Source organism: Streptomyces sp. NPDC058663 (assembly GCF_042716745.1).
In the GTDB taxonomy this organism is placed as follows: domain Bacteria; phylum Actinomycetota; class Actinomycetes; order Streptomycetales; family Streptomycetaceae; genus Streptomyces.
The window spans coordinates 14,794-38,335 of the sequence record NZ_JBHXRV010000033.1 but is presented as its reverse complement, the minus strand read 5'-3'; the positions used below and the strand labels follow the sequence as shown (position 1 = coordinate 38,335).

Here is a 23,542-nt window from a genome sequence, read left to right as displayed (position 1 = left end):
GGGTTGCGTTGTGGGCGGGGCCGCGGTGGGGCGGGGCCCAGGGTGCGGCTCCGCCGGGGGCCGCCCCCTTGCCCGCCCGTCCCGCCCCCGGGGGGCGGCCCCGCCGCCTAAGGGGGCTGGGGGGGTAGGGGTGCGGGCGGGCCCGGCGCCCGAGGGGGCGGGGGTGCGGGGCTGGTGATCAGTCGAAGAAGGTGAGGGATTTTTCGGGGAGGCCGGTGAGGTGGTAGCGGGTGCCGGTGAGGGGGCGGGTGGCGTAGAGGCGTATCAGGGTGGGGAGGTCGCCGGCGTAGGAGGCCGGTGTGTCGTCCGCGCCCAGCAGGTACGTCTCTCCCAGGTCGGTCAGCTCCGCCCGCAGTGCGGGCAGCTTGCGCTTGTGCGAGAGGTGGGCGAGCAGCTCCACCGCGTGCCGTGCGCCGGCCCCGCCGTACGCCTCTGCCACGCCCCAGGCTTCCCGTACGTCCCCGGTGTGCACCCACTCCCCGAGCGCGATGCCGTCCAGGCGGCCGTCCCAGGAGCCCATCACCGCACCGGCCCGCTCGTAGCCCTGCTCCAGTTCGTCGAGCAGCCGGGACAGCGGCCACTCGGCGCGCTCCGCGATGTCGCGGTCGTTCGACTCGGGCGAGAAGACGCCCTTCTCGTAGCGCTCCTCCAGCACCCGGTTCAACGCCGCCGAACAGTGCGCGACCACGTGCCGCACCGTCCAGCCCGGGCAACAGGTCCGTATCGCGAAGTCCTCGTCGGTCGCCCTCGACCGCAACAGGCCGAGGAACGGCTTGAGTTCGGAGTGCAGCAGACGTTCGGGGAGCGTGGCGTCGCGCTCTCCGCGGGACGGGAGTTCCGTGTGTGTCGTCATACGGGCCAAGCTAGGGCCGGAGCGTGTCCGTCCGCAGTCGGCCGGAGCATTCCCCTCGCGCAGTTCGGCCGGAGCATTCCGGTCGCGCGGCAGACTTGCCCCATGACGAAGCCGTACGACGAAGCAGCCCTGCTCCGCCAGTGGAAGACCACCATCGACGCCCTCCGCCCGGCCGGGGAGGGGGCCGCGGCGGGCGGTGCCGCGGACCCGGCCCCGTACGCCCGCAACCTGCTCGCGCGCTGGTCGGAGCCCCAGCGGCACTACCACACCACCGCCCACCTGGCCGCCGTGCTCGGGCACCTCGACGCACTCGCCGACCACGCGGCCGACCCGGACGCGGTCCGGCTGGCCGCCTGGTTCCACGACGCGGTCTACCTGCCCGAGCGCGACACCAACGAGGACCGGTCCGCCAGGCTCGCCGAGCGCGCCCTGCCCGAGCTGGGGATCTCCGCCCAGGTCACCGCCGAGGTGGCGCGGCTGGTACGGCTGACCGTCACCCACGACCCGGACCCCGAGGACACCAACGGCGAGGCCCTCTGCGACGCCGACCTGGCGATCCTGGCCGCACCCCCGGAGGCGTACGCGGCCTACGCCGCCGCCGTCCGCTCCGAGTACGCCTTCGTCCCCGACCCCGACTTCCGCACGGGCCGGGCCGCCGTACTGGCGCAGCTCCTGGCACTGCCCCGGCTGTTCCGCACCCCGTACGGCACCAGGAACTGGGCGGAAGCGGCCCGCCACAACCTCTCCACCGAACTGAAGCTGCTCACCCCGTGACTTCCCTCACCGGTGAGGGAGGGCGGTGGGGACAACCCCACCGCCCGTCCACCTGCTGCCCGGACCACGCTTCGGCGTGCTGACACCGTGGTCCGGCCGCTCCTGCTCGACCAGGCTGAACACGTACAGATCTTCCAGCTCATCGAGCTCATCGAGCTCGTCCAGCTGATCCAGCCGGCCCGCTCATCCAGCAAAAGGAACTCCCCGTGTTCAGCCTGAAGTCGTCCCGCCGACGTGCGGTCCGTACCGTCACCGCCGGTGTTCTCGCCGCTGCCGCCTGCACGACCGTCATGGCGGGCAGCGCGGGGGCGATCGTCAACGGTGGTGACGCCACCGAGAGTTACCCGTTCATGGCGACGATCCCCGAGTCCGCCCCCAAGTACGGCATCCTCGACGGCAACTGCGGGGCCTCGCTGATCGACCGGCAGTGGGTCCTGACCGCCGCGCACTGCGTCACGGGCGACGGGCTCGAGCTGGACGGCATCGTCCGCGTCGGCAACGTGCAGCGGAAGGCCGGCGGCACCGTCCGCAGGATCGACCGGACCTTCGTCCACCCCGGCTACGTCAACGGCGAGAACAAGGTCGCCAACAAGGACGACATCGCCCTGGTGCGCCTCGACCGCCCGGTCACCCAGAAGCCCGTCGAGCTCGCGGAGAAGGCTGGCAGGCCCGGCACGCCGACCAGGCTCATCGGGTTCGGCAGCACCGTCGACGGCGAGATGAAGTTCGCGGAGCGGCTCCAGGAACTGGAGACCCGCCTGGGCGCGCCGTCCGCGTGCGCACCGGGCTTCGCGGACAAGACACGGCTGTGCACCCTCAGCACCAAGCCCAAGGCCATGGCGTGCTCCGGGGACTCGGGCGGCCCGCAGCTCCAGAAGGGCCGCGACGGCCGGTGGGAACTCGTCGGAGCCACCTCGGGCCCCGGCGCCACGAACGTGCCGTGCTCCGGCGGCCCCGGGCTCTACACGAGCGTGCCCGCCTACGCGCACTGGATCCACAGGACCATGAAGAACAACGGCGCCCCGGCACCCGCCAAGGACACCAACGCCGCCCCGGCACCCGCCAAGGACACCAACGCCGCCCCGGCACCCGCCAAGGACACCAACGCCGCCCCGGCACCCGCCAAGGACACCAACGCCGCCGGCCCCGCGAAGGACGCCCCGAGCGGCAAGGACGGTGCCGACCTCGCCGAAACCGGTGCGGACGACAACGCCGCGGCGCTCGTCGCGGTGGCCTCGGCACTGCTCCTGGCCGGTGGCGGCACCGCCGTCGCGCTGCGCCGCAGGAAGTCCCGCGGCGCCTCCTGAGCGCCGCCACAGCCCCGAGTGGGGTCGGCCTCCCGCCCCTATGCGCGGCTCACGGCACCCAGCAGCGCGTCCGTCAGCAGCCGGGCGGTCGGGACGTCGCACCGGCCCAGGTCGATGAGCGGCGCGGGCACCTCGCGGGCGCAGGAGCCCGGGTCCAGGGTGAGGGAGGGCAGGTGCAGCCCGATGCCCGCGAGGGCGGTGCGCAATGCGTGGATCGTTTCTTCGGCTTCGCGGATGTGGGGTTCCGTAGTCGGCATGATCCATGTATCTACCGTCCGTATGGTGCTTATGCATCACCGGCACCGAAAGCCTCGCCAAGTGGACGATTCAGGTGACCGACGAGTACGGGAATGGCACCCTTCGGCGACTTGTTGAACACTGCTGTGCCTCCCTCCGATCAGACGCCTCCGCCGCGCACCCGTGCCCGTATGCCCCTCGCCGTCTACATGCTCGGCCTCGCCGTCTTCGCGCTCGGTACGAGTGAGTTCATGCTGTCGGGGCTGCTGCCCCCGATAGCCGCCGACCTGGACGTGTCGATCCCGCAGGCCGGACTGCTCATTTCGGCCTTCGCCATCGGCATGGTGATCGGGGCCCCGCTGCTGGCGGTGGCGACGCTGCGGCTGCCCCGGCGCACCACGCTGATTGCGCTGATCACGGTCTTCGGCCTGGGACAGGTGGCCGGTGCGCTGGCCCCTTCGTACGAGCTGCTCTTCGCCTCCCGGGTCGTGAGCGCGTTCGCGTGCGCGGGCTTCTGGGCGGTCGGTGCGGCGGTGGCCATCGCCATGGTGCCGGTGACCTCGCGGGCGCGGGCGATGGCGGTCATGATCGGCGGCCTGAGCATCGCCAACGTGCTCGGTGTGCCGGCCGGTGCGTTCCTCGGCGAGAGCCTGGGCTGGCGGTCGGCGTTCTGGGCGGTGGGCGCGGCCTCGGCCGTCGCACTGGTGGGCGTGGTCACGCTGATCCCCCGCATCCCGCTGCCCGACGAGCGCCCGCGGCTGAAGCAGGAGCTGTCCATCTACCGCGACCGCCAGGTCCTGATCGGCATCGTGATCACGGCGCTCGCGGCGGGCGGCGTGTTCTGCGCCTTCAGCTACCTCTCGCCGCTCCTCACGGATGTGGCCGGTCTCGACTCGACGTGGGTGCCGTGGGTGCTGGGCCTGTTCGGCGCCGGCGCGCTGGTCGGTACGACGGTGGGCGGCATGGTCGCCGACGCCCGCCCCTTCGGGGTTCTGATCGGCGGCATCAGCGCGTCCACGATCCTGCTGGTCGCCCTGGCCCTCTTCAGTTCCTCCGCCGCGGTGGCCGTCACGCTGGCCTTCGCGCTCGGCTTCTCGGCCTTCTTCACGGCCCCGGCGCTGAACGCCCGCATGTTCAACGTGGCGGGCGCGGCCCCGACCCTGGCCGGAGCCACCACCACGGCCGCCTTCAACCTGGGCAACACGGGTGGCCCGTGGCTCGGCGGCACGGTCATCGACGCGGGATGGGGCTTCCCCGCCACGGCGTGGGCCGGAGCGGGGATGACGGTCGTGGCGGTCGCCCTCGTCGTACTGTCCCTGCGCTGGCAGCGCACGGACAGCAGGTCCCGCCTGGTCGCGGCGGGCCCGCTGGAGCAGGCGGCGCAGCAGGACCTCGCGCGCAAGTAGGCCCCGCTGCGGGGCGCGGTACGACGCCGGGGCCCGGGCGTCGCGGGGGCACGGTACGACGCCGGGGCCCCGGTCGGCCCCGGGTCGCGCCGCCCCGCCCCCGCCCCCGTCCCGCCCGGAGGTCAGCCGCCGAGCGCAGCCGGAAGGGGCTCGGCGTGGCGGACCGTGAGGCCCGAGACGGCTCGGGTGAGGGCCACGTACAGGCGGCGCAGGCCCGTCCGCTCGTCGGGTTCGCCGGCGACCACCGCGGCGGGTTCGTCCAGTACCACGTAGTCGTACTCCAGACCCTTGGCCAGCGACGCCGGGACCAGGGTCAGACGGGAGGCGGCCGTGGTCTCCTCGCCCGGCGAGAGGTGCGCGTGGCCCGCCGCCTCCAGAGCCTTCGCGAGCGCCGGGATGCGCGCGTCGGCCGCGATCAGGCCGATCGAGCCCTCGTGGGTCAGCGCCTCCTCGCACGCGGCGACGACGGCGGAGTCCAGAGCGGCCGGGTCGGGAACCCGCCGGACGGACATCGCGCCCGGACTCTCCCGTACCGAGGTGACCGGCGTCAGGCCCGGCGACATGTGCGGCAGCAGCCGGGAGGCGTACGCGATCACGTCGCGGGGGACGCGGAAGCCCGCGGTGAGTTCTTCGAGCACCGCGTCCGGCTTGCCCAGGTGGGTGAGGGCCTCGGCCCAGCTGCCGGTCGCCCAGGGGGTGGTGCCCTGCGCCAGGTCGCCGAGAACGGTGGCCGATCCCGTACTGCACCGCCGTCCCACCGCCCGGTACTGCATCGGTGAGAGGTCCTGGGCCTCGTCGAGGACGACATGGCCGAGCGAGTGGGTGCGCTCGATCAGGTCCCTGGCCTCGTCGATGAGTACGGCGTCCGCCGCCGACCACTTCGCCGACCTGGTGCTGCGGGCCGGCTTGGCGTGCAGGATCGTGCGCTGCTCGTCCTCGGTGAGGAGCCCGTGCGCGTGCGCGGCGAGGAAATCGGGCTCGGCGAGCAGACGCAGCACCAGTTTCGCCGGGTCGACCGGCGGCCAAATCGCCTTGACCGCCTGCTTGACGGCGGGGTTGCGGGCGACGGCGTCCTGCACCCGGTCGTCGGGGGCCTCCCCGGCCTCCTCCATCCGTACCAGGACCTGGTGGGCGATACGGCGCGGAAGGGCCTCGCGGGCCGCCCCGTAACGGATGTCGCGGGCCAGCAACTCGCCCACGATCTCCTCCAGTTCGTACGCGGCGACCCGCCAGCGGCGCGAGCTGCGCACCACCACCACCGGCTCGGCCGGCATCGTCACGTGCGAGCGGAGCGCCCGGCGCAGCACCTCCGCCATCCGGGCATCGCCCTTGATGACGGCGGCCGGTGCCTCGTCGGTGCCGCGGATGTCGAGCAGTACGCCCTCGCCGCCGGAGGTCACCAGGTCGTCGACGGTGGCCTGCTTCACCTCCAACTCGCCCAGTGCGGGCAGGACTTGCTCGATGTAGTGCAGGAAGGACCGGTTCGGTCCGATGACCAGGGTGCCGGTGCGGGCGAGGCGCTCGCGGTGGGCGTAGAGGAGGTAGGCGACCCGGTGCAGACCGACGGCGGTCTTGCCCGTACCCGGGCCTCCCTGCACGCAGACGGAACCGGAGAGGCCCGACCGTACGATCTCGTCCTGCTCCGGCTGGATCGTCGCGACGATGTCCCGCATCGGGCCGACGCGCGGGCGCTCGATCTCCGCCTGGAGCAGCTTGCTGGTCAGCGGGTCGTCGGCGTCGGCGGGGTCGGAGAGGTGCTCGTCCTCGTACGCCGTCAGCTCGCCCGCGGTGTAACCGAAACGCCGGCGCAGGCCGACGTCCTGCGGGTCCTTCCTCGACGCCCGGTAGAAGGGCTGCGAGACGGGGGCGCGCCAGTCGACGACCATCGGCTCCCCGGCGGCGTCGTGGACGTGCCGGCGCCCGATGTAGAAGCTCTCGCCCGGGGTGCCTTCGGCCCGGTCGGCGCCGACGGTGTGCAGATAGTCGAGGCGGCCGAAGAAGAGGGGGGTGTGGGAGAGGTCCGCGAGGGCCTTGATGCGGTCCTCGATCTGGGCGGTGAGGACGAGCGAGTTGACCCAGTTCGCGGTGACGTCGCGGATGTCGAGGTTCTCGACGTCCTCGCGCATGGCACGGAGCGCGGAACGGGACGCGGAGAGGTGGGCGCGCTCGTTGGAGAGGGGGCCGGCGGGGGTCCCGGCGGTGGCCGGGGGCGCGGGTGTGGTGGCGGTGGCGCCGCCGGACGGGGGTGCGGGTGTGGTGGCGGTAACCCCGGTCGGGGGCGCGGGTGTGGTGGCGGTAACCCCGGTCGGGGGCGCGGTCGTGGTCGTGGTGGCGCCGGTCGGGGGAGCGGTCGGGGTCGCGTGGGACTCGTGCGCGGGCACGGTGAAGCCTCCGGCTGGTGAGCGGGCCGGGCAGCCGGGTTCCTTGCGGCGGGCCGGGGTCCTGCCGGACGGACCGCGAAGGGCGGACCGGCGGGGACCGGGGCGGGCCGGGTGTGCGGCACGGCTCGGCGGGGGGTCACGTACTGACTGCCGCCCGGTTTCCGGCCGGGCGGCGCGCGCGCTCCGTGGAGGGAGGCGGGGGAGGGGGTGATTGTACTGGGGGAGGGGGAGGCGGGCGAGTGAATATCCCGTGGCCGGGGCCCGTCGGCGGTGGTCGGCCTCGTCCGCCCGGCGGCGATGGTCCCGTCCGTCCGATGGGGGTCGGCCCCGCCCGTCCGGTGGCGACCGGTCCCGTCCGTCCGGTGGGGGTCGGCTCCGTCCCTCCGGTGGTGACCGGTCCCGTCCGTCCGGTGGCGAGGGCCCCCCGTCCCGTGTCCGCGCTCCTTCCTGGATCTGTCCCCGGTCGGTAACGGAGGCATCCCCCCGGCCCCGGGATCCCGTCTCGTCAGGACGAGTGGTCGCGGAGCGACCGGCACACGTGAGGGACTGCGGGAAGCGAGACGGACATGGCACGGCACGGCAGCAGGCGGGGCTGGTACGGCAAGGTGATCGGGGCGGCGCTCGGGGTGACGATGCTCGCCACCGGTGCCTCGGTGTGGTCGGCGCAGGCCGGGGCCACGGACACGCCGGCACCGCAGGCGGCCGCGCCCTCCGCGCCGGGCGGTGCGGCAGGGACGAGCGGTGCTGCCGGGCCCGGTGGCGCGGTCAAGCCGGTCGCGGCGACCATCGCGCACGCCTCGGAGGCGGGAGCGCGCGGCATCAACCTCACCATCGACGACGGCCCCGACCCCGTATGGACTCCCCAAGTGCTCGAGCTGCTGCGCGAGTACGGGGTGAAGGCCACGTTCTGCATGGTCGGCACGCAGGCGCAGGCCCACCCCGGCCTCGTGAAGAAGGTGGTCGCGGAGGGCACCGGCTGTGCGACCACTCGGTGTCGCACGACACCGCCATGGACAAGGACACCCAGGCCTACCAGTCGCGCCAGATCCTCGACGCGGAACGCATGATCACCGAGGCGTCCGGTGGCGTACGGCCGATGTACTACCGGGCGCCCGGTGGCGCCTTCACCCCGTACAGCCGCCAGCTCGCCGCGTCCCGGGGCATGCGCCCGCTGGGCTGGAACGTGGACAGCAAGGACTTCGAGCGGCCGGGGACCCGGGCCGTCGTCGCGACCGTCGCACGCGAGCTGCGGAACGGCCCCACGGTGCTCTTCCACGACGCGGGCGGCGACCGCACGCAGACCGTGCAGGCGCTGCGACAGCTGATTCCGCAGCTCAAGGGGCAGGGGTACGTGTTCGGCTTCCCGGTGCGCTGAATGGCCCGGGGGGCAGCCCCACCCCGGTGGGCGGGGCTGCCCGTAAGACCTCGGGGTGAGGGGCGCGGGCGGGGTCAGCCTCTGGGTGGAGGGGCGGCGGGGAACGGTTCAACCCACGGTCCGATGACCGCGAGGACCGGGGCGCGCACCATGGATACATGAGCACAGCGACAGCAGCAGCGATGACAGGCCCCCGCCCGGCGGCGTCCCAGCGGCACTCCGGCGCCACCGCGGTCTCGGGCAAATCCCACCTGGCCACCCGCGCTTTCCGCGCCGTCCGCATCTTCGCGGGCGCGGCGGTCAGCGTGGTCCTGCTGGGCGACTACGCGGACGACTGGAGGACCGAACGAGACGCATGGGCCGACGGCCACGCGGGCACCGTCCCGTCCCAGGGAAGCCACGCGTAGGCCGGGAGCCCGCCCGGTAGGCCCGGATCCCTTCCGGTAGGCGTGGAGCCCTTCCGATAAGGCGCGGAGCCCACCCAGTAGGCCCGGAGTGCGCCCAGCGGGAACGGAGCGCGCCCACAGGACACGCAGCGCGCCCAGCAGGCACGGAGCGCGCCCACAGATACGGAGCCCGCCCGGAAGGCACGGAGCGGCCCCTGGCGGACCCGGCCGCCCGGCAGGCGCGGAGTGCCTCACAGTCCGGAGCCCGCCCGACGACGCGGAGCGGCGCGCCCCCGGTGGACCCGACCGCCCGCCAGGCCGGTGCAGGCCCGGATGACAGGGCTCGGCCCCGGATGCCGTGGACGAGGGCTCGGCCCCGGATGCCGTGGCCCGGGCCGGGAGAAGCCTCATAGGGTTGCCGCGTGACGACTGACCGGACCGAGAACGCCCGCGCCACCGACCGCGTGAGCTCCCGTGTGACGGAGCCCCGCACACAGCCGCCCCGTGCACCCGAGCCCCGCGCGCCCGCATCCGGCGCGTCCGGATCCGAGACCCCACAGGCGACCGCCCCGCAGGCACCCGGCCCCGCCGTGGCCGGTCCCCGTGCCACCAGCCGCCGTGCCCTGCTCGGCGCGCGAGTCCTGCTGGTTCTCTCGGTGGCCGCGCTCGTGGGCCTCTTCCTGGCCACCCGGGTGCCCATGGGCGACACCCTCGTCTACCGGGCGGAGGGACAGGCCGTCGTCGACGGGACGAGCCTGTACGACTTCGTCACCACCGAGTGGAAGCTGCCGGCCACGTACCCGCCGTTCGCGGCCATCCTGTTCGTGCCGACGACGTGGATTCCCGTCATGGCCATGAAGGTGTGCTTCTTCGTCGCCAACCTCGGTCTCCTCGCCCTCCTCGTACGCCTCTCCTGGCGGTTCGCCAAACTGCCGAACCGGCCCGAGCTGATCCTCGTCGCGACCGCGTTCGCGCTCTGGCTGGAGCCCGTCTTCCAGACGTTCGTGTACGGGCAGATCAACCTCGCGCTCGCCTGCCTGGTGCTGTGGGACCTGACCCGGCCCAAGGGCGCCCTGGGCAAGGGGGTCGGGCTCGGGATCGCCGCCGGGATCAAGCTCACCCCGGCGATCTTCATCGTGTACCTGCTGATCACCGGACGGATCAGGAACGGCCTCACCGCACTCGCCTCGTTCGTCGCCACGGTCCTCTTCGGCATCCTCGTCCTGCCGTCCGCGAGCCTCGACTTCTGGACCCGGCGGATGTTCGAGACCGACCGGGTCGGCAAGGTCTGGATCGTCGACAACCAGTCCCTCCAGGGCATGCTGGCGCGCGCCATGCACTCCATGGAACCGGGCCTGGTGTGGTTCGCGTGTGCCGCCGTCGTCGGACTGGCCGGCCTGTGGCTGGCCCGCCGGGCCGTGCGCACCGGGCGGGAGCAGTGGGGCATCGTCGTCGTCGCGCTCACGATGGTGCTGGTCTCGCCGATCAGCTGGTCCCACCACTGGGTGTGGTGCCTGCCGCTGCTCGCCCTGCTGGCGGGCGAACGCCATTTCCGTACCGCCGCCGTGCTCGCGGTCCTGTTCACCTGCCGCAGCTTCTGGGCGATCCCCCACCGGGGCGACCTGGACGTACAGGCGCCGTGGTGGCAGCAACCGGGCCTGTCGCCGTACCCGATGGCGGGACTGGCGCTGCTGGGGTGGCTGGCGTGGCGGATGCGCCACGGCGGAGGAGGCGGCGGCGGTGACGACGGCGTGGTATTCGGGAGCGGCTCCCTGCCGCTGCAGAAGTCGGCGGGCCCGGAGCCGGCCGGCTCCACCGTCTCGCGCTCCCGCGCCAGGGACTGAGCACGCCGGGGCCCGAGTGCGCCCCGGCAAAGTGAGTACGTACCACCAGCGCCCCTGAGTACGTGGCCAGAGGCGCCCGTGCGGCCCGACGAGGTCCACTTGGACGCATGACGCGACGCAACTCCGGCACCCCCGAGTTCGACCCCGGCCCCGGTCCGGGCCCCGGTCCGGGCACCGGCCGCGGCCTGGCCACCTGGGACCCGCGGTTCCCGCTCGGCGCGCTCCAGCTGTCGCCCGATTACGACCCGGCGGCCAAGTGGGTCCGGTTCGGGGCGGTGGCGCTGCTGGTGCCGCTGATGCTCGCGGACCTCATGTTCCTGGGCCTCTCGCCCATGGCGCTGGACCACTGCGCCCCGTCGGAGCCCTGCTACGGGCAGCTGCACGGCCTGATCACGGTCGCGACCCTGGCGCTGCTCGCGGCGGCGGTGCTCCTTGTCGTGTCGCTGTGCCTGCCCTCGCGGCGGCGGCGCAGAGCGGCCAGGAACTGGCTGGTGGCGGGGGCCGCGACGGCGGCCCTGACCTCCCTGGCCGCGCTGGCCTCGCTCTGAGGCTCCCAGGTGGGGAGTTGGCCGGATCCCGCCCCCATACGCAGGGCGGCCCCGCCCCCGTGCGAACACCGGGGCGGGGCTCCGACGAGGCGACCGTCAGGCCGAAGGCGCCGTTCCGTCGTCGGGGGCCAGCAGGTCGTCCGCGTCGACGATCCGGTAGGCGTACCCCTGCTCGGCCAGGAACCGCTGCCGGTGCGCGGCGAAGTCCTGGTCGATGGTGTCGCGGGCGACGACCGAGTAGAAGCGTGCCTCGTGCCCGTCCGCCTTCGGACGCAGCACGCGGCCCAGCCGCTGCGCCTCCTCCTGCCGTGACCCGAACGTGCCCGACACCTGGATCGCGACCGTCGCCTCCGGCAGGTCGATCGAGAAGTTCGCGACCTTGGAGACGACCAGGACGCTCAGCTCGCCGGTGCGGAAGGCGTCGAAGAGCTTCTCGCGCTGCGAGTTCGGCGTCTCGCCCTTGATGACGGGAGCGCCCAGGTGCTCGCCCAGCTCGTCGAGCTGGTCGATGTACTGGCCGATGACCAGCGTCTGCTCGCCCTTGTGCTTGGCGACCAGCGCCTCCGTCACCTTCCGCTTGGTCGCCGTGGTCGCACAGAAGCGGTACTTCTCCTCCGGCTCGGCGGTCGCGTAGGCGAGCCGCTCGGAGTCGGTCAGATTGACCCGTACCTCCACGCAGTCGGCGGGCGCGATGTAACCCTGCGCCTCGATCTCCTTCCACGGGGCGTCGAACCGCTTGGGTCCGATCAGCGAGAAGACGTCCGACTCCCGGCCGTCCTCGCGCACGAGCGTCGCCGTGAGCCCCAGCCGGCGCCGCGCCTGGAGGTCGGCGGTGAACTTGAAGACGGGCGCGGGCAGCAGATGCACCTCGTCGTAGATCACCAGACCCCAGTCGCGCGAGTCGAACAGCTCCAGGTGCGGGTAGACGCCCTTCCGCCGCGTCGTCAGCACCTGGTACGTGGCGATGGTGACCGGCCGGATCTCCTTCCTCGTCCCGCTGTACTCGCCGATCTCGTCCTCGGTCAGCGAGGTCCGCTTCACCAGCTCGTGCTTCCACTGGCGGGCGGAGACCGTATTGGTGACCAGGATCAGCGTCGTCGCCTTCGCCTCGGCCATCGCACCGGCCCCGACCAGCGTCTTTCCCGCACCGCAGGGGAGTACGACGACACCGGACCCGCCGTGCCAGAAGCCCTCCACGGCCTGCTTCTGGTACGGGCGCAACGCCCACCCGTCCTCGGCCAGCTCGATCGGGTGCGCCTCGCCGTCCACGTAACCGGCCAGGTCCTCGGCCGGCCAGCCCAGCTTCAGCAGCGTCTGCTTGATCTGCCCGCGCTCGGAGGGATGCACGGCCACGGTGTCCGGGTCGAGCCGCGCCCCGACCAGCGGCTGCACCTTCTTCGACCGCAGGATCTCCTCCAGCACCGGCCGGTCGGTGGAGGTCAGCACGAGGCCGTGCACCGGGTGCTTGGAGAGCGTCAGCCGCCCGTACCGCGCCATCGTCTCGGCGACGTCCACCAGCAGCGCGTGCGGCACGGGGTACCGCGAGAACTCCACCAGGGCGTCGACGACCTGCTCGGCGTCGTGCCCGGCGGCCCGCGCGTTCCACAGCCCCAGCGGCGTGAGCCGGTAGGTGTGGATGTGCTCCGGCGCGCGCTCCAGCTCCGCGAACGGGGCGATGGCACGGCGGCAGGCGTCCGCCTGGTCGTGGTCGATCTCCAGCAGCAGCGTCTTGTCGCTCTGGACGATTAGGCAGGACACACATACCTCCGGAAGTAGGATCGTCCCGTGACAGACAACACACCCGCGATGGCTCGGGCTTTACCCCGTGCTCGTCGCTCCAAAGGCGTCTCGGCGAGTGCGCCGGGAATGCGCGCCGCCATCTACGTACGACTTTCACGCGAAACGGAAGAGTCTACCTCGCCCGAGCGTCAGCGCTCTGCGTGTGAAGCGTTGTGCAAGGCCAGGGGCTGGAACGTCGTCGCAGTAGAAGAAGACATCGACGTGTCCGGCTATTCCCGTGGGCTCGATCGTCCGGGGCTGCAACGCGTGCTGTCCCGGCTCGCCGAGTTCGACGTGATCGTGTTCTTCAAGATCGACCGCTTGGCCAGGTCCACGGTGGACTTCGCCGAGATCATGAAGGTGACGCAGAGCGCGAGTGCGGCGCTGGCGTCGGCCAGTGAGCCGCTGGACCTCACGTCGTCCATGGGGCGCGCCATGGCGAAGGTGATCGCGGTCTTCGCCGAGCTGGAGTCGGACACCATCGGCATGCGTGTCTCCAGTGCTCACGAGCACCTGCGCCGGGAAGGGCGCTACACGGGTGGCAGAGTGCCGTACGGATACCGTGTGGTCCCGAACCCCGACGGTGCCGGGAAAGTCCTGGAGATCCACCCGGAGGAAGCGGAGACCATCCACGGGATCGTGAAGCGGGTCCTGAACAAGGACTCACTCCTCAAGATCGCAACGGACCTCACCGCGTCGGATAAACCGTCGCCCGGCCACTCGTCCCGGCAGACCACGGGCAAGCGCAGCGACTCGAAGCAGTGGTACACGTCCACACTGCGCAGCCTGCTGACCAACCCCCAGTTGCTGGGCCAGGTCATCGAGGACGGAAAGCCGATCCTGATGACGGACGGGTTGCCGATGGTCAGCCGCACGCCGATCCTCAGTACGGAGACGTGGCAGGAGTTGCAGGACGAGTTGGGCCGGCGGGCCAACCCCGGTGACCGTCGGAGGGAAGGTACGTCGCTGCTCCGGGGGGTCGTGTACTGCGCGGTGTGCAAGACGCGGATGTATACGTACGTCGCCAAGGGACGGACCCGCTATCGCTGCATCGGCCGGTTGAAGGCGCTCCAAGCTGGCACGGAGAGCACCTGTTACGGCGTGAGCATCGCTGGTGAAGGCATGGAGCAGTACGTCACGGACCGCTTCCTCACGAGCTTCGGCGCGCTTCCCGTGGTGCGCATGGTGGAGCACGCGGGAGAGGACTTCCGTCCACAGATCCGGCAGGCCAGGGAAGCGCTGGACGACCTTGAGAAGGACCGCTACGACCGTGGGCTCTTCAAGGGGGAGGACGGCGCGGCGCGATATGCGGCGCAGTACGCCAAGTTGGAAGAGCGGTTGGCCTCGCTGAACGAGAAGCAGCGCACTGCCAAGCCTGCGGGCGTTGAGGCACTCCCGACGGGCCGCACCCACGGGCAGTACTGGAAGGACGCCGATACGGCGGGCAAGCGGGACTTGCTGCTGGACGCCGGGACGTACGTGGAAGTCGGCATGTCCCGCAAGGGTGGACCGAAGCTCGACACGTCCCGCCTCACGGTCCACTTCGGGGAGGACGGCGAGATCCGCCGTGCGGACGCTGACGGCAAGGACGTCGAAGCGGTCATACAGCGTGCCGTGGCCCGGGAGGTGGAGTTGTACGGAGGCTGACTGAGCGCCGTTCGCGGCCCGTTGCTGGGATTCCCCGGTGGCGGGCCGTTCGGCGTTCCTGGGGCCTCAGGGAATCCGGTGGAGGGTGTCAGTCCGCGCACCTACAGTCGGGGGACGCCGGGACCGGTCACGACAGTGGCGAACATGCGCGTGGTGTGCGTTCTCTGCAACGGCTCGAAGAAGGATCAGCTCATGGATGAGTGGAAGCCCATGCCGTTTCCTGCCGAGTGCCCCCCAGGGGGTGACCCCCCGGGCCCCCAGATCCTCGCGGCAGGGAGGGAAAACTCTCGCGTGGCAACTAGGGACATTTGTGCGGGGCGTTGCGCTGCGTGACGGCCGGTGGAGCGTTTATCAAACGATGGTTTGTGAGACGACTCTGCCGACCACTCCAGACCCCCGAAACCCTGTTGCAAAACCCGTCTCACAACATGCCCGAAACCCCTGGTGTTCTGAGATGAGTTTTGAGACGATCTCGACATGACGACGAACACGGGAACCCTGGTCGGTTACAAGCGAGTCAGCACCAACGCGCAGGATGCGCAGCTGCAGGCAGACGCACTGTCAGAGGCGGGTTGCTCCCGGGTCTTTGAGGACAAGGCGAGCGGCAAGAACGCCGACCGTGCGGGGCTGATAGCCGCTCTCGACTACATGCGCGAGGGAGACACCCTCTGCGTGTGGAAGCTGGACCGGTTGGGGCGCTCCACCAAGGATGTGCTGACGATCGCTGAGGACTTGCACGCCTGTGGGATCAGCCTGCGCATCCTGACGGGGACGCTCGCCGGCAGCTACTCCCCGAAAGGTGAGGGAAAGTTCTTTTTTACGATGATGGTGGCGTTCGCCGAACTGGAGCGGGACATGATCGTGGAGCGCACTCGGGCCGGTCTGGACGCTGCCAAGGCTCAGGGGCGTACCGGTGGACGTCCGGCCGTGATGGACGCTGACAAGCTCGCTGCGGCCCGTGCTCGTAAGGCTGCGGGGGAGAGCGTCACGGCGATTGCCAAGGCTCTGAAGGTGTCCCGCGCGACGCTGTACCGGGCGCTTGCCGACGACGAGTAACCGACCCGATCCGACCCGAGAGACCGTCTGCCCGTTGGGGTGGGCGGTCTTTCTGCTGTCCGGGAGCGGGGCGGGCGGGGTGCTGCGAAAGTTCGGCCGACATGCCGTCTGCCGATCCCGGCCCAAACTCGGAACGCTCACGCTGGGTGTGATGCCGTTTCCCACCCCCCGCGTGGCTCTGACCTGCGGTAAGGCCAATAACTACGGGCAGGATAGGCCCTGTTAAGGGGTGGGGAGGGGGTCTTTAACACCGTGTTGTGCCACCGCAGAGGTATAGCAAGCCGGATTCCGTACGGGTTTCGAGGTGGCCGGGCTGGCACGGAGAAGCCCCGCCGGCGACCGACACCGACGGGGCCACGCAGGAAGCCTGACGGTGCTTCCTTCACCGGATCGCGGGGCCGTGTCGCTCCGCCGTCCCCTCGTGTCCGGGGCCTATTTGAGGCAGCGCGGGCACTCGCACATGGGCCACGCACCAGTAGGGAGCGGTGCCAGCTTCTCGCTGCTCCGTACCTCGCGTTTGGGCTCCCATGTCTTCCCTGAATCTCGGGACACCCGGATGGTCAGAAGCGTGAAGTCCGGCTTCTTCTGCACCCTCTTGCTAGTCATGTGCAGCGCCTGGCGTCCTGGTGATCCCGCAGCTCGACGTTGCAGTCAGACACCCCGGAGAAGTCCCCGACGGATCGGCGGTTCTCTCTTCGGACGCAGATGCTCAGGCACCCGCCGCAACCTGGAATCGGCGTGGGTTCGAGCCGGGGTTCCTTGAGCAGGTACGTGGTCGGCCTTCTTGCTTCGTAGTCACTCAACATGGATGCCCCGCCGGTTGTCGTCTGTCGGATGACATCCATGGTTCGCCCTGGTTATCAGGCGTTCCAGGGCCTTTCCTGTTGGGGCAAGAATCCGTCTCGGATGGATTCCACCAGGGTTCTCATGTCGTCCCCGTAGAGGGCCACCGAGGCGAACCGCTCGAATGTGTCGACGTACGTCTGAACGTCTTTGGGGTCTCGGGTGGTGACCTCCGAGTGAAAGGTTTCCACGATGACCAGGCGGTCGTCATGGAGGCTGAAGCACGTCATCGGAAAGTCAGGCATCCGGCCGTGCAGCGGGACAACTCCCACGGTGACATTGGGGAGCCGCGAGAGGGAAACCAGCCTGTCGAGCTGAAGAGCCATGACCACCGGGTCACTGACCAGCCACCGGAGCACGTGTTCACAGATAACGAAATGGAACGAACGCCGGCCGTCATACAGAACAGCCTGTCGCTCCATGCGGGCGGCAACGGTCTTGGCTCTGCTCTCATCAGGGAGCGCCGGGGGCAGAGAGAACACGGCGGTCATGTACTCCGGCGTCTGCAACAGACCCGGAATGAGTTGCCCCTGAAACAGCCTGAGCGTGGCTGTACTGGACTCGATCGCCTTGATGGTCCGCTGGTGCTTCCACGGCCCCATACGGCGCAGCAGACGCCATGCCGTGGCTTCTGTGGCCTCCGCGCGAGCGGTCGCCAGGAACTCGTCCTTCACCGCATCGGAGACGCCCAGCGCGGTCATGATCAGGTCGACGTCCTGCACCGTCGGCCGGACCTTGCCCGTTTCGAGCTTGGACAACTTCCCCGCAGACATGGAGGCCCTACGGGCGACCACGTCACCGGTGAGTCCCGATGCTTCTCGTAGCGTCCGCAGGGCTGCCCCAAGACTGTCGGCTATCAGCGGTGCCGCTCCCAGTAGTCAGCGAACGGAACGGCCACTGCAAGGGCCCGGTCACGGTAGGCCCGGTACTCGCTGAGCCGGTGCGGCGGAAGGTGTTCCCCGCCGATGAACGCCCCTTCTGGGCTGTAGTGCATCCGGAACACGTCCCGGTCGTCGAAGAGCCAGAAGTCATGGTCCGGGAGACCGGTCACGTCCTGGTCTGCGAGATCAACGATCCCGATGCTCTCACCGGCCTTGATGTTGCCGGGATAGGCCGCCAGTTCGTACCGCAGGTAGTCCGTGAGCGGGGATCGGAGGACGTGCACGCGCCCCACCTGCTTGCCCCGGTCGGTCAGGGAACGCACCCACGGGTTGTCGTCCCAGTCGGGCCCCATCTCCTCACCGGCCAGGAACCGCGCAATCTCCTCGCGCTCCTCTTCGACGTCGTACTCGTCCAGCGTCTCCAGCCGGAAGGCCGTCCGCTCGAAGGTCTCGAAGAGGGCCCCGAAAGCCTCACCGGTCAGCATGGGCGAAGTACTCCTCAAGCACAGCGCGAGGGACCAGGACCGCCGTTTCTCCTTCGGGTAGCTGTAGCTGGGCCAGCCGCTCGGGGTCGGTGATCACGTAGCCCTGTACGACGTAACTCCTCTCGTCCTCGGTGACGAACAGGGTCGGGCATGTGCCGTTCTTGCACTCCGGGTCACCGGACAGCTTCCGTAGCATCGACGTCCCCCTCGCTCGGGACCCGACTGGAACAGTTCCAGTCGGGTGTCTTCGATGCTTCGACGCCCCACGATCAAGGTCAAGAGGTACGCCTTTCCAGAACGGGAAAGGGCCCTGACTGTCGCTCATCCCTGTTCGGCCGGACGGGTGTTCAGGGCTTCACGGCGTCCGCGCCGTTGTGCTAAGTATGTGCATCGGACCTGATCGCATGGACGATGAGCGGTCCGTTCACGCGAGTGCCCTTCCGATAGGCCAAACCTCCAGTGTGCCGCATGCGCGGACGGGCACGCGGGGACCGCCTCGGCGGCGCCCGCCGGCGAGGGGTTTGCGCCACCCGGGTGAGGGCCGCGATCCCGGGGGTAAGGGTGACGCCATGACTGCCGAACGCACGCCCGCCGCCGAAGTGGAACCGCGGCCCCTGTGGACCTGGGTGCTCCTACGGACGGTCCTGATCCTGCTGGCCTTTCTCGTGCTGGTCGCCTTCTCCGTCGTCCTGGCCAAACTGACCCTCGTGCCGTCGCCCGCGTCCGAGGGGCTCGTGCACAGCAACCTCAGGCCGGGGGCCTCGCTCCGGCAGTACGCGCAGGACTACTCGTTCCTCGCCGCGTGCAAGCAGGTGGGCGGGAACGTGCTCCTCGGCGTGCCGTTCGGTGTGCTGCTGCCGGTCCTCGGGACGCGCCGGTGGCGGTTCCTGCGGATGCTGCTGGCGACCGTCGCCGTCATCGTGCTGGTGGAGCTGGCACAGGGCGCGATCGTCACAGGACGGGCCTTCGACGTGGACGACGTGATCATGAATACGACCGGTGCGCTGCTCGGCTACCTGGTGCTGGGGCGGCGACTGGGGCGCGTGGTGCACCGGAAGCGGTTCCGGGAGGAGCAGTCGGAGGAGGAGCAGCCGGAGGAAGAGCGGCCGGGGAAGGACCGCGCGGTCGTCGCCCCCGAGGAGAAGTGAGCGCGGAAGGTCAGTCCTCCGGCAGCAGGATGTCCGCGTCGTCGAAGATGCGCAGCACGACGAGGAGCAGTCGGCCCCGCGAGACCATGTACTCGGCCACGACCTGCGAGGTCAACCGGATCTCACGGTCCTGGTCGCCGGGCCCTATGGGCCTGGAGTGCTCCGTGTACGGATCGCGGGCCAGGATCTCGACGGCCTTCTCGAACGACGCCCGGCGGGCGGGCGCCAGCTGGTCCCGGGAGCGGGCGGCGGCCTCCGTGTACAGCACCTCGTAGACGTCCTGGTGAGGCATGCGTGGGCTCTCCTGTGCTGGTGCTCCTGGTGCCGGACTCACCCTCAGCGTACCGAGGTCATACCGGGTCGTCCGCGAGTTCGGCGACTCCCGTGATGCGGTGCAGCGGGTACGTCTTGACCTCGTCCGCCGTGTGGTCGTACGCCGTGACGAAGCCGCCCTCCACCCGTACCGGGGCGATCACCCGCTGGCTGGCCGCGCCGTCCGCGTTGACGTAGCCGATCCACAGGGCCGAGCCGGTCATGGCGGCGGCCTGGACGGTGGCGAGGGTCTCGGCGGAGGAGGTGCGGGGGAGCGAGTCCGTGGATGTGGCGGGTTCGGCGGTCTGCTTGCGGACCGCGTGGGCCGCCATGTCGCCCGCACGGATCGCGTGCAGCGCCGCGCCCAGGAGGGTCTCGTCCGGTACGGGAGGGCCCTCGGGCACCGGGACGGGGGCCGTCCGCGGCGGGGTGCGGCGGGCGTCCGCCCTGGTGATCAGTACATCGCCCGCCGCGGACTCGGCGGCCGGCGCGAAGCCGATCGCGCGCAGCCCGTCCAGCAGCGCGACCGGTTCGGCCTGCGAGGCAAGCACGGTCGGGCCGAGCCGGCGCAGGCCGAGGCCCGCGGACCGCTTGTCGGCGAGGATCTCGCCCAGCACGGCGTCGTCGTCGCACCGTACGTACGACGAAGCGGAACCCACGCGCAGGTGCCCGTGCCGACGTGCCACATCGTCGATGAGGTAGCTGAGCGGCTGCGGTACGGGGGTACGGCTGTGCTCCGTCAGAAAGGCGTGCAGGTCCGACGCCGCCTGACCGGAATCCAGCGCCCGGCGCACGGATCCCGGCGTGAACCGGTACACGGTCGCCCCGCCCCGGCTCTCCACGTCCGCCAGTACGGCCAGCGTCTCGGCGAGCGGCCGCTGCAAGGGGCCCGGTGCGACGGCGGTCAGGTCGGCCTGGAGGAGTACGTGGTCCAGGGGCTCGGGAATCAGCGGGGCGAGCAGCGCGGACGCGCGCAGGGCGTGGGCGGCGGACTCGCCCTCGGAGGGGAGGGGGTCGCCACCGGGGGCGGGGGACCGGGGAGCAGCGGACCTGGCCGTTCCCGCCTCCCGGTCGGGGCCGGACCTGGCAGTCTCCGCTTCCCGGTCGGGGCCGGACCTGGCCGTCTCGGCTTCCCGGTCGGGGCCGGACCTGGCCGTCCCCGTCTCCCGGTCGAGGCCCGCCAGGGCCCTGCCGTGCGTCGACAGCGCACCGCGGCCCGTCACGCCCAGCAGTTCCGCCTCCGTGAGGGTCCACAGGGCGAGGCGGGTGCGGAGGTCGCCGGTGGTGCCGCGCTGCGGGCGTTCCCAGCGGAGCCGGGCCAGGACGGACTCCGGGTCGGGGGCGGTGCCCTCGGGCAGTCCGGAGCGGGCGAGGAGCGCGAGGACCCGGCGGCGTACCTCCGGGGCCGACGAGCGGTCCAGGTCGGGGCCGAGCGCGGACAGGGTGCGCCCCTTGGTGTCCTGGCCGCCGACCAGGCCCGCCGTGCGGGTGGCGCGCAGCCAGGCGGCGGCGAGGCGGGACCACCGTTCCTGCGGCGGCAGGTCGAGCCAGGCGTCGTACGCGGGGGTGGGGGCGTACCGCTCGTCGGCCTCGCCGTCGGAGGCCAGCAGCCCGGCCGCGTAGGCGAGTTCGAGCCAGAAGGCGGCCGTCGGCTCCGGCAGGTCCATGGCCGCGGCGGTCCGCTTGAGGTCACGGACGCTGAGGCCGCCGGACCGCAGCACCGGGGGCCCGCCCCTGTCCCAGTCCTTGAGCAGGTCCTCGACCGTCGTCAGGGCGCCGAACGCCTGCCCCGCCGCCGTCAGATCGACCATCTTCACCGAGTGCGCGGACGCCGCCACGAGCTCCGGAGGGGCTGGTTCCGGGTGGCGGTGGGCACGGCCCACCCGTAGGTGCAGCGCCGCCTCGCGGGGCAGGACGACGGTGCGCGCGCTGGTCGGCAGCAGCAGCCCGTGGTCGCGCAGCCAGCGCACCGGCGGCGTGGGGTCCGAGCTCACCTCGCCGTACGGCGGCCCCCAGACGAGCCGGTCGAGCACGGTCAGCGCCTCCGAAGGGGCGGTGTCGAGCAGCGCGTCCATCCGGGAGCGGTCGGTGAACAGCGAGGTCAGCGCGTGCACGGCGGACACCGGGTCGTGCGTGGTGGGCAGCCCGATGGCGGCCAGGATGCCCTGGAGCCTGGTCGGCGACATGCCGGCGGTGGCCTCCGCGACGCTCGGGCCGAGCCCGGTCGGGGACGGGTGGGCGGCCGACGGCGCGAGCAGCTCGCGCGCGGTCCGTACGAGCCGGAGCCGGTCGTCGCCGCCCCACAGGAGCGCCTGTTCGCGCAGCGTCCGTACGGCGCCGGGCAGCGCGGCTTCCACGGCCGGGTCGCCCTCGCCGCCGCACATCAGTGCCTTGAGCGTGTCGTACGGCGCCGGATCGGGCGCCACCGCGAGCGCCTCGGCAGTTTGCAGCGCGAACCGGTCGAGCCGCTCCAGCGCACGCACGACCGAGGCCCGGGTGCCCGCCCGGGTGGCCAGCAGACCGAGGTCGCCGGGCACGGGGGACAGCAGGTCGGGCCGGGCCCGCAGCAGCGCGGCGAGCGACGCGTCGTCCCGGGTCCGCAGGGCTTCGGCGAGGGTGCGGGGCGCGCTGGAGGTGCCCGGCGCGCCGTAGGGCGTGTCGGGCGTGCCCGGAGTGCCCGGCGTCGGGCGGGGCGTGCCGAACGTGCTGCCGGACGTGCCCGGCGTACCGCCTGACGTGCTGGTCGGCGGGCCGGCGGCCGTGCCGCCGACGGTGGATCCTTCGGGCACGTGCGCCTCCCGGTCGAGCTCGCTGGTCCCCATCCGCCCCACGGTAGCGTCTGCGCGCCCCGGCCCAGCGCGGCAGGCGCTAACGTCGGACCAGGGCCGCCAGGCAACTGCGGGTGACCGGCGGGCACTTGCGGGGTACCAGGACCGGAACGACCGCAATCAGCCGGAAACGCCCGAACGGCAGGTCAGGGCACGGGCGGCGGGAACAGGGGACGGACGACGTCGTGGGCATCGAGAGCGACCAGCTGGTCTTTGACTATCTGAGCCGGGTCGGCGACCTGGCCCAGCAGCAACAGCTGACCTCCGGCGACCGGATGCGCCTGGTGTCCACGCTGCGCGGCGAGATCGACCGGCAGCGTGCGAAGGCCATCGGCGGCCCGGACAGCGCCGCCGCCGTGCAGCGCATCCTCGGCAGGCTCGGCACCCCGGCCGAGATCGTCGAGGCGGCAGGCGGGAGCGGAGTCGAGGCGGCGCTCTCCGCCCGTACGTCGCGCCGGGTGCTGCCCCGGCAGCGCAGGGGAGCGGCAGGGAGCGGGCTACGGGGCAGCGGGGACGCCCGGGACGGCCGCGACGGCCGCGACGGTCACGCTGGGAAGAGCGAGGAACCGGTCGGCTTCGAGAAGGAAGCGACGCGGCCGACGGTCCCCTTCCCCACGGGCTTCCCCCCGGGCCCGCACCTGGCGGGCGCCGACGAACTCGGCCCGCCGGGCGAGGGGCCCGACGAGTGGTGGCGGGCGGAACCTGGCCCCTTCGGCGGCCTGGGCACCGCGGTGCCGGGCTTCACCGGCGGCGTGGAGATCCCCGAGATACTCAAGCCGCCTCCGGAGGACGAGGACGAAGACGAGGAGGAGGAGACCGACGAGGAGGCCGCGGCACGGCGACGTCTCCTGCGCCGTGAGCTCCTGAAACGCCGGCTTCTGCGGCGAGCGGCACCGGAGGAGGAGACCGAGGGCGAGGCCGAGGACGAGGGCGTCCCGCTGCGGGCGCCGCTGGTGCCACGGGGCAGCCCGTTCCTGCTGCTGGCCGCGGTGCTGCTGGTCACGGGAGCCGTACTGGGGAACCTGCTGGTGCTGGCGGGCGGCTGGTTCCTCGCGTACGTCTCACGCAGGCTGACCCGTACGCAGGCCAAGTGGGCGGTCCTGGGCCTGCCGGGCCTGGCAGCGGCGGGCGGCGCGGTGTGGCTCTGGGGCCGCACCCAGGGCCGCTGGGGGGCACCGCTGTCGCTGGAGGTGGAGGGGGCGATGGGAGACGCCCTGACGGGTCTGTGGCCGGTACTGCTGCGCACGGCGGCGGTACTGACGGCCCTCTACCTCCTCTGGCGAGCCCGAAGGCTGAGCCCCTGACCCCTGCTCCCGCCGCCGTGGCCGACGGACCGCCTTGACCGATGGGACCACCCTGACTGACTGCCCCGCACTCTCGGGCGGCGGGGCACCTTGGTGCGCGTGACGTCCGTACGTTCGGGCGCCGGGGTCCCGGGGCGAGGTGTCCAAG

The 23,542-nt window shown here is 71.7% G+C and carries 20 protein-coding genes and 1 pseudogene; 12 read left to right on the top strand and 9 right to left on the bottom strand.

From position 1 onward, the window contains the following. Positions 1–178: 178 nt before the first annotated feature. Positions 179–853 (bottom strand): maleylpyruvate isomerase family mycothiol-dependent enzyme, encoded by a 675-nt coding sequence (locus tag ACFWVV_RS23605; RefSeq protein WP_384357402.1) that lies wholly within the window; start codon positions 851–853, stop codon positions 179–181. 102 nt (positions 854–955) lie between these two features. Here ACFWVV_RS23605 and ACFWVV_RS23600 point away from each other — a divergent pair, with 102 nt between their 5' ends. The 3 genes from ACFWVV_RS23600 to ACFWVV_RS23590 all read left to right on the top strand — a co-directional run bounded on the left by ACFWVV_RS23600 (position 956) and on the right by ACFWVV_RS23590 (position 2,934). After that, complete coding sequence (locus ACFWVV_RS23600; protein ID WP_384357400.1) at positions 956–1,627, top strand: hypothetical protein; 672 nt, start codon at positions 956–958, stop codon at positions 1,625–1,627. Positions 1,628–1,714: 87 nt separating this feature from the next. Beyond that, positions 1,715–1,846 (top strand): hypothetical protein, encoded by a 132-nt coding sequence (locus ACFWVV_RS23595; RefSeq protein WP_384357398.1) that lies wholly within the window; start codon positions 1,715–1,717, stop codon positions 1,844–1,846. Further along, positions 1,834–2,934 (top strand): trypsin-like serine protease, encoded by a 1,101-nt coding sequence (locus ACFWVV_RS23590; protein WP_384357396.1) that lies wholly within the window; start codon positions 1,834–1,836, stop codon positions 2,932–2,934. Before ACFWVV_RS23595 ends, ACFWVV_RS23590 begins: the two co-directional genes overlap by 13 nt. A 38-nt stretch (positions 2,935–2,972) precedes the next feature. Here the strand turns inward: ACFWVV_RS23590 and ACFWVV_RS23585 are convergent, their stop codons facing one another. Continuing rightward, the gene (locus ACFWVV_RS23585) at positions 2,973–3,191 is read right to left on the bottom strand and encodes a hypothetical protein (RefSeq protein WP_384357394.1); all 219 of its coding nucleotides are present in this window, start codon (positions 3,189–3,191) and stop codon (positions 2,973–2,975) included. A 171-nt stretch (positions 3,192–3,362) separates the two neighbouring features. Between ACFWVV_RS23585 and ACFWVV_RS23580 the strand changes: the two genes are divergently transcribed. Further along, positions 3,363–4,577, top strand: a complete 1,215-nt coding sequence (locus ACFWVV_RS23580; RefSeq protein ID WP_384357392.1) for a Cmx/CmrA family chloramphenicol efflux MFS transporter — start codon at positions 3,363–3,365, stop codon at positions 4,575–4,577. A 122-nt stretch (positions 4,578–4,699) separates the two neighbouring features. On the opposite strand, the gene ACFWVV_RS23575 is transcribed toward ACFWVV_RS23580, so the two are convergent. Further along, the gene (locus ACFWVV_RS23575; protein WP_384357390.1) at positions 4,700–6,958 is read right to left on the bottom strand and encodes a HelD family protein; all 2,259 of its coding nucleotides are present in this window, start codon (positions 6,956–6,958) and stop codon (positions 4,700–4,702) included. A gap of 566 nt (positions 6,959–7,524) precedes the next feature. Between ACFWVV_RS23575 and ACFWVV_RS23570 the strand changes: the two are divergent. The 4 genes and pseudogenes from ACFWVV_RS23570 (at position 7,525) to ACFWVV_RS23555 (ending at position 11,111) form a co-directional block, all read left to right on the top strand. Next, positions 7,525–8,333: pseudogene (locus ACFWVV_RS23570) on the top strand (polysaccharide deacetylase family protein). Positions 8,334–8,491: 158 nt separating this feature from the next. Then, entirely contained in the window at positions 8,492–8,740 is a 249-nt protein-coding gene (locus ACFWVV_RS23565) for a hypothetical protein (protein WP_384357388.1), read from the top strand. A 401-nt stretch (positions 8,741–9,141) separates the two neighbouring features. Next, positions 9,142–10,563, top strand: a complete 1,422-nt coding sequence (locus ACFWVV_RS23560) for a glycosyltransferase 87 family protein (RefSeq protein WP_384357386.1) — start codon at positions 9,142–9,144, stop codon at positions 10,561–10,563. A 107-nt stretch (positions 10,564–10,670) separates the two neighbouring features. Further along, on the top strand, positions 10,671–11,111 hold the full coding sequence (locus ACFWVV_RS23555; RefSeq protein ID WP_384357384.1) for a hypothetical protein: 441 nt from the start codon (positions 10,671–10,673) through the stop codon (positions 11,109–11,111). Between the two features lie 96 nt (positions 11,112–11,207). Here ACFWVV_RS23555 and ACFWVV_RS23550 read toward each other — a convergent pair whose 3' ends face one another. Further along, positions 11,208–12,869 (bottom strand): DNA repair helicase XPB, encoded by a 1,662-nt coding sequence (locus tag ACFWVV_RS23550; RefSeq protein WP_384357382.1) that lies wholly within the window; start codon positions 12,867–12,869, stop codon positions 11,208–11,210. 48 nt (positions 12,870–12,917) lie between these two features. On the opposite strand from ACFWVV_RS23550, the gene ACFWVV_RS23545 reads away from it, so the two are divergent. Together ACFWVV_RS23545 and ACFWVV_RS23540 are read left to right on the top strand one after the other, a co-directional pair. Beyond that, positions 12,918–14,537, top strand: a complete 1,620-nt coding sequence (locus ACFWVV_RS23545; protein WP_384357408.1) for a recombinase family protein — start codon at positions 12,918–12,920, stop codon at positions 14,535–14,537. A 477-nt stretch (positions 14,538–15,014) separates the two neighbouring features. Then, on the top strand, positions 15,015–15,593 hold the full coding sequence (locus ACFWVV_RS23540; protein ID WP_384357380.1) for a recombinase family protein: 579 nt from the start codon (positions 15,015–15,017) through the stop codon (positions 15,591–15,593). An 860-nt stretch (positions 15,594–16,453) separates the two neighbouring features. Here the strand turns inward: ACFWVV_RS23540 and ACFWVV_RS23535 are convergent. The 3 genes from ACFWVV_RS23535 to ACFWVV_RS23525 are packed head-to-tail and all read right to left on the bottom strand — an operon-like array spanning position 16,454 to position 17,998. After that, entirely contained in the window at positions 16,454–17,269 is an 816-nt protein-coding gene (locus ACFWVV_RS23535) for a helix-turn-helix domain-containing protein (protein ID WP_384357406.1), read from the bottom strand. A gap of 23 nt (positions 17,270–17,292) precedes the next feature. Then, positions 17,293–17,802 carry a DUF6879 family protein gene (locus ACFWVV_RS23530; protein ID WP_384357379.1) on the bottom strand — a complete coding sequence of 170 codons (510 nt, stop codon included), beginning with the start codon at positions 17,800–17,802 and terminating at the stop codon, positions 17,293–17,295. Then, positions 17,789–17,998, bottom strand: a complete 210-nt coding sequence (locus tag ACFWVV_RS23525) for a hypothetical protein (protein ID WP_384357377.1) — start codon at positions 17,996–17,998, stop codon at positions 17,789–17,791. Before ACFWVV_RS23525 ends, ACFWVV_RS23530 begins: the two co-directional genes overlap by 14 nt. Before the next feature lie 373 nt (positions 17,999–18,371). Between ACFWVV_RS23525 and ACFWVV_RS23520 the strand changes: the two genes are divergently transcribed. Continuing rightward, positions 18,372–18,950 (top strand): VanZ family protein, encoded by a 579-nt coding sequence (locus ACFWVV_RS23520; protein ID WP_384357375.1) that lies wholly within the window; start codon positions 18,372–18,374, stop codon positions 18,948–18,950. Positions 18,951–18,960: 10 nt separating this feature from the next. Here ACFWVV_RS23520 and ACFWVV_RS23515 read toward each other — a convergent pair whose 3' ends face one another. Together ACFWVV_RS23515 and ACFWVV_RS23510 are read right to left on the bottom strand one after the other, a co-directional pair. Next, positions 18,961–19,242, bottom strand: coding sequence for a hypothetical protein (locus ACFWVV_RS23515; RefSeq protein WP_384357374.1), 282 nt, complete (start codon positions 19,240–19,242; stop codon positions 18,961–18,963). Between the two features lie 58 nt (positions 19,243–19,300). Then, positions 19,301–22,084: a helicase-associated domain-containing protein gene (locus ACFWVV_RS23510; RefSeq protein ID WP_384357372.1), complete on the bottom strand. Its 2,784-nt coding sequence runs from the start codon at positions 22,082–22,084 to the stop codon at positions 19,301–19,303. A gap of 191 nt (positions 22,085–22,275) precedes the next feature. Between ACFWVV_RS23510 and ACFWVV_RS23505 the strand changes: the two genes are divergently transcribed. Then, entirely contained in the window at positions 22,276–23,394 is a 1,119-nt protein-coding gene (locus ACFWVV_RS23505) for a hypothetical protein (RefSeq protein WP_384357370.1), read from the top strand. Positions 23,395–23,542: the final 148 nt, after the last annotated feature.